Below are 10953 nucleotides of genomic sequence, written 5' to 3'. Positions count from 1 at the left end.
TATGACGAGCATTACGACATCTTGATGAGAACCATACCTAGTAGCAATAACACAATCCCCCCCCAGCCTTTATAATTTAGCCGTTGATTGAAAAGTATCCAACCTGCTGCTACTGTCGCGATAATCCCGAATGCCCCCCATAATGCATAGGCAATTGAAAGCTCGATGCCTTTTACTGCTTGCGCTAATGCACTGAAGGCTCCGAGTACCGCAATGAGAGAAAGAATGCCTATCCAGTACCGTTTAAATCCATTCGACATTTTTAACAAAATGTTGGCTGCGATTTCTAATATAACTGCTAGGATCAAAAACGCAGCATGCCACCATTCAAAATGACTGGCCATATTACGCCTCCGACTTAGCTTCGCGCCCAACTAAAGCATTTGTTTTGGCTGCATTGACCGCGTTTTGTGTAACTTGTTTTACTTTCTGTGCAGATTGGCGAACAGTGGCTTTTTTGGTGCCTGATTTAATCAGCCCAATACCGGTGATCAGTAATACTAACCCACCGATTTTCATTGGCGATAGCGTTTCTCCAAACCACATGACACTAAATGTTGTGATAAAAAGGATACCGATACCTTCCCATAGTGCATAGGCGACACCTAATGCCACTTTTTTAACTGCGACAGCAAGTAAAATGTACGATGTTGCTATCATGACATACATCACCACCATACCGGTGAAATCACCACTTACACTCGCATGTTTCATTGATAGGGTACCGATAACTTCGGTTATGATAGCTAATACTAAAAATATCCAGTAAATCATTATAATATCTCTCTATATACAGCCACGTAATAGACTATTTTTTGTACAAGTTAATAATACAAATAACTATTGCGCGGTTGTTGAAAATTCAAATAAATAACAACGTGTTGCTGAGTTTATTCAGCGAAATGAATAATCGAGAGAGACGCTATAATGCACCACACCAGTAGTGTTCACTGGAAAGGATAGCTGAAAGGAAAAGCCTGTGTGTCGTTCTTTTTTGGGACTTGCTGATCTTGCCGCTAGTTGAGCTAAGCATGATATCTTATTCTTTTCATCAGGTAGACATCTACCCAATTTACTCCGAACCCTCATGTTGATAGTTAATTTCAGCTTATTTTTAGCATGCCAATTTTATTAAGTCAATGAATATAAACATTTTTTATATTGAATAGAAATATGCATAACTATTCATTAATATGCTAATTAACCCTTGATATGTCGGATGTTACACGAATAAACAAGCGACAATGATAAATTTTCCAGTGGAATTACTTTTTAAAAAAAATGCTTTTTCCCACTTTTTATACTCTCATCACGCCTTAAATAATCTATTCGATTTTTAGCATTGACAACCTGATTGAACAAGCTTCTTATAGTAGCTATATGATTGTAATATGCCGAAGAGAGAGCCATGAACGCCTTTAGCCTTACCTCTAATAGTTTCCAAAATTCTGCTGATGCAACACCATTACCTTATGATGTTGTTTCAATTCAGTCACAAGTTATTTATGGCAGTGTTGGAAATAGCATTGCCGTTCCAGCCCTGACAAAACAAGGTTTACGTGTTGCGGCAGTACCGACTGTAGTACTCAGTAATACGCCTCATTATACAACTTGCTATGGTGGTGAGTTACCTGGTGAGTGGTTTCGTGGTTATTTAAACGGTTTTGTTGAGCGTGGTAGCTTAAATTCAGTGAGAGCTATTTTGACAGGCTATCTAGGCTCCCCAGAAAAAGCCCAAGACTTAGCTAACTGGTTAACCTTAGTCCGTAAAGAACGAACAGCGCTACCGGTTATTGTCGACCCAGTCATGGGTGATGAAGATAGTGGTTTTTATATTCCACCCGAAATTGCCGAGGTATACCGCGATAAAGTCATACCTTTAGCTACAGGAATTATTCCAAACAAATTCGAACTCATGACCTTAAGTGGTAAACAAGTCAATAACTTGGATGATGCGACAGCCGCAGCCCGTAGCTTATTAAAGGGAAATACACAGTGGGTAATCATCACAAGTGCTTTCCAGCCTGATGACGATAATATTGAAGTGGTTTGTGTTACCAAAGATAACGTAGCCGTGATCCGTCATAAACGTTACCCTGTCACACCAAAAGGAACGGGGGATTTATTTGGTGCAGAACTCACCGCCCAGTTATTAGCAGGGCTATCCGTTCCTGATGCCGCTAAAATGGCATGTTTACGCATCGAACAAGCGATTATTCATATGGCAGCGACAGGACGTAGTGAACTAATCCTTTAGTTCCCTATGTAATAAAGATAAAAATATCGTAAACATAGAAAAATGGCGGGTCATCCCGCCATTTAAATCAATACGCTAACTAATATTTCATGTGTTGATAATATTATTCAAACTCATTCCATGAACGGCCATCACGTGCGATCATTGCTACAGATGCAATCGGCCCCCAGGTCCCTGCTTGATATGGCTTAGGCGCTTCATTGTCCATTGCCCATGCATCGATAATAGAATCAACAAATTTCCATGCTTCTTCTACTTCATCACGGCGAACAAACAATGCTTGAATGCCACGCATGGCTTCAAGTAATAAACGCTCATAAGCATCTGCAAGATGAGTCTGGTTGAAAGTTTCAGAGAAACTTAAATCCAGTTTAGTGGTTTGTAAACGGTGTTTATGATCAAGGCCTGGTGCCTTATTCATAATTTCAATATCAATCCCTTCATCAGGCTGCAAACGAATAGTTAATTTATTCTGAGGCAGGTCTTGATAACTTTCAGAAAAAATATTCAGTGCAGGTTTTTTAAAATAAACCACAACTTCTGAACATTTAGCAGGTAGGCGTTTCCCCGTACGCAAATAGAAAGGTACACCTGCCCAACGCCAATCATCAATATCAACACGCAAAGCAACGAATGACTCAGTCATACTTTGCTTATTCGCACCCTCTTCTTCTAAATATCCAGGAACTTTTTTGCCTTGAACAAAACCAGAGGTATATTGCCCACGTACAGCCTTTTCACGCACATTGGTATGATCAATACGACGTAAAGAACGCAAGACTTTCACTTTTTCATCACGAATACGGTCAGTGGTTAAGTCTGCCGGTGGCGACATGGCAATCATCGTTAAGATTTGCAATAAGTGGTTTTGTACCATATCACGCATTTGGCCAGCTTGGTCGAAATACCCCCAGCGACCTTCGATTCCCACTTCTTCTGCAACCGTGATTTGGACATGATCGATAGTGCGGTTATCCCAGTTATTGATAAATAACGAGTTTGCAAAACGCAATGCGAGTAAGTTTAAAACGGTTTCTTTACCAAGATAGTGGTCAATGCGATAGACTTGGCTTTCATCAAAATACTTAGCCACTTCATTATTTATTTCTTGTGACGATGCTAAATCCGTTCCCAGTGGTTTTTCCATGACAACACGATTTGGCTTTTTATTTAATTTAGCATGGCCCAAGCCCTGACACATTGCACCAAAAGTACTCGGTGGCATTGCAAAGTAATGGATGGCAGGTTGTGCATCTTGTTTTAACATTTCAGCTAAGCGCACAAAACTTTCAGTCTGATTAACGTCTAAGTTACAAAAATCCAAGCGCGCGCTCAGTTTTTCCCATAAGGCTGAATCGAGATCTTCTTTTAAGAACTTCTCTAACGCTTCTTTGACAAAGTGAACATAATCATCTTGACTCCATTCAGCACGGCCGACGCCAATAATGCGCGTATCAGGATGAATGTAACCTGCTTTCTCTAATTGATAAAGCGATGGCAGCAGCTTACGACGAGCGAGGTCTCCCTTGGTGCCAAAAATAATTAAGTCACAAGCTTGAGCAGCATTATGTACCGCCATATTGGTTCTCCTCAATTTGCGGAATGTAAGACCTAACTAGGATAGGCCTTATTGTAATTTTGTTAAAATTAGCCCTAATTCCGCTAATGTACCCTGTTGCTAGTGCCCAGTAAATGTTCATGATACCGATCACAGTTTTTATGATGAAAAAAACAACATATTGCCTGTTCAATCTTATGTTACACACTGAATAATTTTTAGTGTATTAAAAAGATGCGATTTAACTGAATGGAGACAGCTTTCGTAAAAAAATAACAAAATAAGTAGGTTGTTTACTAATCTGAAAATTAGATACGGGTCAAAGTTTCACAAAAAGCTGCTATTTATCACCTGTATTCAGATAGCTTACCTATCATACATAGTATATTTTCACTCTTTATTACAGCATCACAGTAAGAAATTTAAAATCAACAATAGGATAACGTGATGACTCAAAAATTTCTCCTTTCGATGAAATAGGCGCTTTTGCTATATGAATATTTTAGAACAAATGAAGACTAGTCTCGATTTTTTAAGTAAATCAGAAAAAAAGGTGGCTGAAGTAATTCTAAGTATGCCACAAAATGCCATTCATCTTAGCATCGCCACACTAGCGCAATTGGCCGATGTTAGTGAACCAACAGTAAACCGATTTTGTCGAAAAATGGACACGAAAGGATTCCCTGATTTCAAATTACGATTAGCACAAAATTTAGCCAATGGTACTCCTTACATAAACCGCCATATAGAAGAAACGGATACAGTAAATACCTATACCTACAAGATTTTTGAATCTGCTATGGCTGGGTTAGATAATGTAAAACACACACTAGACATCGGGGTAATTAACCGTGCTGTCGATTTATTAACTCAAGCTCGAAAAATCAGTTTTTTTGGCTTTGGTGCTTCAGCCGCTGTGGCTCATGACGCAATGAATAAATTTTTTCGCTTTAATATTCCTGTCATATACTTCGATGATATTGTCATGCAACGTATGAGCTGTATCAATAGTACTGAAGGAGACGTTATTGTGCTCATTTCCCATACGGGAAGAACCAAAGCATTAGTTGACATGGCACGTTTAGCTCGAGAAAACGACGCTACAGTCATCGCAATTACCTCAGAAAGCTCACCACTCTCTCTAGCCGCTTCCTTATCTATTATTATTGATGTTCCTGAAGATACGGATATCTATATGCCAATGGTATCAAGAATGGCTCAGCTCGCTGTAATTGATGTATTAACTACGGGCTTTACGTTAAGAAGAGGTGAAAAATTTAGAGATAACTTGAAGCGCGTCAAAGAAGCATTACGTGATTCGCGGTTTGATAGCATCTAAAGGCAATAAATTGACAGTATAAATGCTTTTCTTTGCTTTCGGGCTTTAATAGTTTTACAGACCTGATAGCATTAAGAAATTGGCTGTATATAATAGCTGTGCTCGTGTCAGCATCCCTATTTGCAGTAAACAGGTTTCGAAATGGAGTGAAATGGTTTCACTCTTTTATCAACACCATTACAGGTCAACGGAGTAATACATGTCTAGACGGCTTAGAAGAACTAAAATTGTTACAACTCTTGGTCCAGCAACCGATCGCGATAATAATCTTGAAAAAATTATCAATGCTGGTGCCAACGTTGTTCGCCTTAACTTCTCCCACGGAACTCCAGAAGACCATCAATTACGTGCTAATAAGGTACGTGAAATTGCCGCTCGTTTAGGTCGTCATGTTGCGATCCTCGGCGATTTACAAGGTCCTAAAATTCGTGTTTCCACGTTTAAAGATGGTAAAGTTTTCCTAAATATTGGTGATAAATTCATTCTTGATGCCAACTTAGGCAAAGGTGAAGGCTGCCAAGATAAAGTGGGCATCGACTATAAAGGTTTACCTGCTGATGTGGTTCCAGGCGATATTTTACTTCTTGATGATGGGCGAGTTCAATTAAAAGTCATCGAAGTCAAAGGGTTACAAGTATTTACAGAAGTTACTGTTGGTGGCCAATTATCTAACAATAAAGGTATTAATAAACTCGGTGGCGGCCTTTCTGCTGAGGCATTAACAGATAAAGACAAAGAAGATATAAAAACCGCAGCAAAAATTAATGTTGATTATTTAGCCGTTTCATTCCCTCGTTCAGGTGAAGATTTAGATTATGCACGCCGCTTGGCTCGCGATGCAGGCTGTGAATGCCAAATTGTTGCTAAAGTAGAACGAGCAGAAGCCGTAGCCAATGATGAAGTCATGGACGAAGTTATCCTCGCTTCTGATGTCGTTATGGTTGCTCGTGGTGACCTCGGTGTGGAAATTGGCGACCCAGAATTAGTCGCTGTCCAGAAAAAATTGATCCGCCGTTCTCGCCAATTAAATCGTGTTGTTATAACTGCAACACAAATGATGGAATCCATGATCACTAACCCAATGCCAACGCGAGCTGAAGTTATGGACGTTGCGAATGCGGTGTTGGATGGTACTGATGCCGTTATGCTTTCTGCTGAAACAGCTGCAGGCCAGTACCCAGCAGAAACTGTCGCTGCAATGGCACAAGTTTGTTTTGGTGCAGAAAAAATGCCTGGCCTGAATGTATCTAAACACCGTTTAGAGGCAGAGTTTAGTAGCCCAGAAGAAGCGATTGCCATGTCAACAATGTATGCAGCTAACCACCTTAAAGGGGTTAAAGCTATCATTGCAATGACTGAGTCTGGTCGTACTGCTCGTATGATGTCTCGGATCAGCTCTGGCTTACCGATTTTTGCAATGTCTCGCCATGAAAAAACGCTTAATCAGTGTTCTCTCTATCGTGGTGTTACTCCCGTTTTCTGTAGCACCCACACAGATGGCATTGCGGCTGCGAACGAGGCAGTGACGCGTTTGCGTGATAACGGCTATTTAATGAGTGGCGACGTGGTTCTTGTCACCCAAGGTGACTTAATGGGTACTGTCGGTAGTACGAACACTTGTCGTATTCTAGAAGTCGAATAATCTTTTAGCCCTCACCTAATGGGTGGGGGCTTTCTTTTATATTGATGCTCTATCTAATCTTGAGCCTGTTTCCATTTGATATATGCTTCGCTAATTACAGGTGCAATTTTATCGTAATTTTCCCATGAGTTTTCTATATGGTAAGTTGTCGGTAAATTACCTTTAAGAACACGTTCATAATCTTCAAAGTAGCCTTTTTCTTCTGCTGCATAATAGAACTGAGTAAAAGCGTTACCTTCATCACTTAAGTCTTCATCTATAAATTTTTCATCACACATTGTCATCAAAAATTCACGGCCATCAAGCTTTCGAGCTTTGACTAATGCGAGCTCTTCCTCTGATTCTTCAACATGAAATTCTCCGACTAAATTATTATGAATAATCCATGTCAAATAAAAGCCAATATGGGTGCCTCCATTCTCAGTAGGTAACTCTGAAGGATAATCACCACCGTAGTGCCAATCCATACGATCAAATGCCATAGTCTTCCTCAATTTATGCATCAATAAAAACTAACTATAACTTACTTCAGGTTAGTGATGAATTAAGATAAAGTACAAAATGATGGCTAAATAAGAAGTAATGCAAGACAGTAAAGCTCTGCAGTTCACTTCTTGTTACGTGCAGAGCAAATAGAACTTAGTGATATTGCAAATTAAATTGTAGCGTACCGTTTGCTTTCCCTGCTGTTGTTGTAGATTGAGTTTGGATATAAGCAGCTTCCAATGGAATGTTATATTGCCCTACGTTATTTTGTTCAACGATAGGCATTAACTGATTAAGCTTAATTGGTGCTCCTTTATATTTCACTTGGATTGCATAGCCCTTCGCTGTATTTTCATCGGCTAAATTATTGAGTGCAATTGCCCCTGGTGTTTGGCTTGCATCTTGAGTTCCAATAAATGTAATTTTTATAGGCGATATAGGGTCACAATCTAATTGAATTTGAAAGTTTTTCTTACTCTCGGAGCTCGTTGAACCAACACCTGTAAACGATGATTTGCTGACTTTACCGAACGGCACATCTATTGACTTATTTTTAACTTCACAACCACTCGAAATAACATTAATTGGCCCCATATTTACTTTGGGTTCGACTCTTCCATATAAATCTGACGTAATAAAACCATTATGGAATAAAATTAACATTGCAGCATTAGTTGTTGGTAAAGTTTGGCTTTTAACATTGTTACCAACTTTATAAAAATCTGCTCTTAACTTTACAGTATATGTTGCTGATGATGCACTAGAACCACAAATTAACCTATTACTAATATTTCCATCTTTCGTATTTACTCCATCAACATACGCAGAACCAGAGCAAGGACTCAATACTGTACCATGTAAAGCATAACCCACACCTGAGCTATTAACTTCTCTCACATAACCTACACCAGAAATATACCTTGAATTCCCATATCCGCTTGGTAAATAGATGCCAACTTCTGTATTACCAGTTACATTCCACCACACCCAAGGTGAATGAGTACCTAAATCAACTGAACCAATAAAACTACCTACCGGTAATGTGCGTGAGACATAAAGTGTTTTATTCGAATTAACAAGTTGGTTAGTAAATTCAGCCCTAAATTCTGCAACACCAAATTGTGAATATAAAAGTAACGGAATGCCGATTTTTAATCCTAAATTATTCATGACGACCCCTATTCACAAGTTCGTTCTATAAACTGAATTTTTTCATTTTCTAACGATAATGAAAGTGGAACTGTACATTGTTGATTATGACTATTACCCCATTTTACAATGATGGTACTTTGCTCTGGAACACCGCTTAAATAAACTTCCCCATCATTTGCAACAATACCTCCAGTCACTTGCTCTTCATTTTCTATCACAGAAACTTGAGTGCCAAATGCAATGGGTTTGCCTGCATGCTGCAGTTTTAGTAATACTCTAGCACCGCGTTTTGCTTGAAAATTAGCTAATACAATAGCACCTTGAGTAGGAACAACGGTTGTTGTATTAATAGCAACATCATTGTTACCACTTAATGTTGCAGTATCGACACTAATTTTATTTCGTTCGTAACGTGTGACCGTAGGAATTACGGCAAAGCCTGAAGAGTTAGTATAGAGCGACTGCGCATTATTCACTTTTAAATTATCAATATCTTCAGCTTTTACGAGTACTGCAGAATCATAAATAGTACGTGATGTCGTTAGCCCTCCAGAATGCAGTAATAATGCTCCTGTTGCACCGAGATCGACAGAATGATATTTAGGGTCATAATTATAGCCTGCACTGTATTCCCCTGATGAAACTATATAGTTTGCACTAACGGAACTACTATATTCGTCATGGCTATGGTTATATCTTTGCGTAAGGTCATACTGCAAATTATTATCTTCTAATTGCGTGCCATTAAAACTCAATGAGCTAATAGAATCGCCATTTTTACTGGTATTATAGCTATAATTGATCCAATTATTTTTCCGTCCTAAATCAAAAGGAATACTTAAATTTAATGACAGCATTTGGTCATTGGTATTCGAATAATCTTGCTTTGTATAAGAATAAGCAACACTGTAATTCATCGAATTATAATTAGAACTAAAACTCATCGTTAAATTTTTATCAGAACCACTTTTATCCCAGTAATATTGCTGGTAACCATTCACTGATAAATAACCTATTCCGTTAAGCGATTGAGATACTGATGCTTGAAACTGTTGTTTTTTCCGACCGATATTATAGAAATAATTATTCGAATCAGAGAAATCATAGTAATTCTTTGTTGAATAGCGATATGATGCCAAAGAAAAAGAAGTGCCTGTGTCTGGAATATATTTTGAATACTGAATTCGGTACGATTGCCCTTCTGCCTTCTTTTTATCAATCAATTGTGTTGATGCTTGCGTAATATCTGTCGATATCGCACCAATATTACCTAAATTTACTCCAGTACCTATTGTGTAAGCTTGATAGTCTTGGGAAACTAAAAAACCTCCATAAGCGGATAAGTTATATGGTAACCCATAAATTGCTGATGCTTGCGCAAAATTTGGTTTACGCCGTGCACTATCAACATTATATTTACCAATATCCACGCTATATTTTAATGCACCAGCTCTTTGCATCATTGGTACCGCTGAAAACGGCTGAATAAAAGATCTGATTGTTCCATTAGCTTCTTCAATGGAGACCTCAAGATCACCACTGTATGAAGTTGGATATAAATCATTAATTGAAAACTCACCAGGTGGTACAGTTGTTTGATAAATCACATTACCATTTTGCCTGATAGTAACAATCGCATTTGATTGCGCAATTCCTGTGACTGTCGGTGCAAAACCTCTTTCACTTTGAGGTAACATACTTTCATCGGAGGCTAACCTTATCCCACGATAAGGGTTGCTTTCCATCACACCATTATCAGAGGATGTTTCACCAATCGTTAATCGGCTTTTTAAGCTTCTAATATCTCGTTCTATATAGGTTTGTAAATTATTCCAGTTTGTTTCATTTGTTGTATTACTATATGTGTTATAGCTACGTAAACGCCAAGCATTTATATTAATGCCACTTCTTAAACCTATGAATGTATTATCTCTGTTGTCTCTATTTTGGTACCAATGTTTATTAAATCTTGCAGTATAATTAACAAATGCTGCATTAATTCCATCGTCCCATTCTTTTGGCTCAACGTAGCCTCGGCTAGTATTTTCTAATCCAATTTGAGGAATGCTTACTTGTAGTTGTTGGATTTCGAATTTGTATTGATAATTAGCACTAGGAATAACTTGAGCAATATCGTTCAAATATTCATCACCGTCAATTGATGAGAATTTTTCACTTGCTGAGTTTTTTACCCCCCACTCTAGTAGCATATTTTTTGTTATTTTAGGGAGTAGTTTTTTAGTTTTATCATCAAATAAAAATGTAATATTCTTATTATCCACAAGTTGATCATTAATATAAATATCGACAAAATAATCACCTGGTAATTGCCCACCTGCGGATGATAAGTAGCCCAAGCTATTCACATCAGCAACTTGACTTTCAATTCCAGTATTAATAGCATTGATATCAAATATATCTTCAGCAATTGTATTATTGGCATACAATATTAAGCTGATCGTAGTAAAAACTTTAGAATACATAAGTCTATTTTTGGTATAGAGAACTGACATCTTAGA

Annotated in this window: 9 protein-coding genes; 3 read left to right on the top strand and 6 right to left on the bottom strand. The window is 38.2% G+C overall.

Translation table 11 applies throughout. The annotated features are described in order from the left end of the window. Positions 1-11 precede the first annotated feature (11 nt). Entirely contained in the window at positions 12-344 is a 333-nt protein-coding gene (mdtI, locus tag PSF67_RS05235; protein ID WP_004254980.1) for a multidrug/spermidine efflux SMR transporter subunit MdtI, read from the bottom strand. A gap of 1 nt (position 345) precedes the next feature. Continuing rightward, positions 346-774, bottom strand: a complete 429-nt coding sequence (gene mdtJ / locus PSF67_RS05230) for a multidrug/spermidine efflux SMR transporter subunit MdtJ (RefSeq protein WP_042843885.1) — start codon at positions 772-774, stop codon at positions 346-348. 634 nt (positions 775-1408) lie between these two features. Between mdtJ and pdxK the strand changes: the two genes are divergently transcribed. Beyond that, positions 1409-2257 carry a pyridoxine/pyridoxal/pyridoxamine kinase gene (gene pdxK, locus PSF67_RS05225; RefSeq protein WP_102140283.1) on the top strand — a complete coding sequence of 283 codons (849 nt, stop codon included), beginning with the start codon at positions 1409-1411 and terminating at the stop codon, positions 2255-2257. A 103-nt stretch (positions 2258-2360) separates the two neighbouring features. On the opposite strand, the gene zwf is transcribed toward pdxK, so the two are convergent. Further along, on the bottom strand, positions 2361-3836 hold the full coding sequence (gene zwf / locus PSF67_RS05220; RefSeq protein ID WP_102140282.1) for a glucose-6-phosphate dehydrogenase: 1476 nt from the start codon (positions 3834-3836) through the stop codon (positions 2361-2363). A gap of 472 nt (positions 3837-4308) precedes the next feature. On the opposite strand from zwf, the gene PSF67_RS05215 reads away from it, so the two are divergent. Next, the gene (locus tag PSF67_RS05215) at positions 4309-5154 is read left to right on the top strand and encodes a MurR/RpiR family transcriptional regulator (RefSeq protein ID WP_102140281.1); all 846 of its coding nucleotides are present in this window, start codon (positions 4309-4311) and stop codon (positions 5152-5154) included. Between the two features lie 199 nt (positions 5155-5353). Then, on the top strand, positions 5354-6796 hold the full coding sequence (pyk, locus tag PSF67_RS05210) for a pyruvate kinase (RefSeq protein WP_102140280.1): 1443 nt from the start codon (positions 5354-5356) through the stop codon (positions 6794-6796). A 53-nt stretch (positions 6797-6849) separates the two neighbouring features. Here the strand turns inward: pyk and PSF67_RS05205 are convergent, their stop codons facing one another. The 3 genes from PSF67_RS05205 to PSF67_RS05195 form a co-directional block, all read right to left on the bottom strand. After that, positions 6850-7278 carry a DUF7832 domain-containing protein gene (locus PSF67_RS05205; RefSeq protein WP_102140279.1) on the bottom strand — a complete coding sequence of 143 codons (429 nt, stop codon included), beginning with the start codon at positions 7276-7278 and terminating at the stop codon, positions 6850-6852. Positions 7279-7435: 157 nt separating this feature from the next. Beyond that, entirely contained in the window at positions 7436-8452 is a 1017-nt protein-coding gene (locus PSF67_RS05200; protein ID WP_102140278.1) for a fimbrial protein, read from the bottom strand. Positions 8453-8460: 8 nt separating this feature from the next. Then, positions 8461-10947, bottom strand: coding sequence for a fimbria/pilus outer membrane usher protein (locus PSF67_RS05195; RefSeq protein ID WP_231068976.1), 2487 nt, complete (start codon positions 10945-10947; stop codon positions 8461-8463). Between the last annotated feature and the right edge of the window lie 6 nt (positions 10948-10953).

It is taken from the genome of Providencia sp. PROV076, assembly GCF_028483405.1.
GTDB lineage: Bacteria > Pseudomonadota > Gammaproteobacteria > Enterobacterales > Enterobacteriaceae > Providencia > Providencia huaxiensis.
Note: the sequence above shows the minus strand (reverse complement) of the source record. Positions and strands in the feature narration are given on the sequence as shown.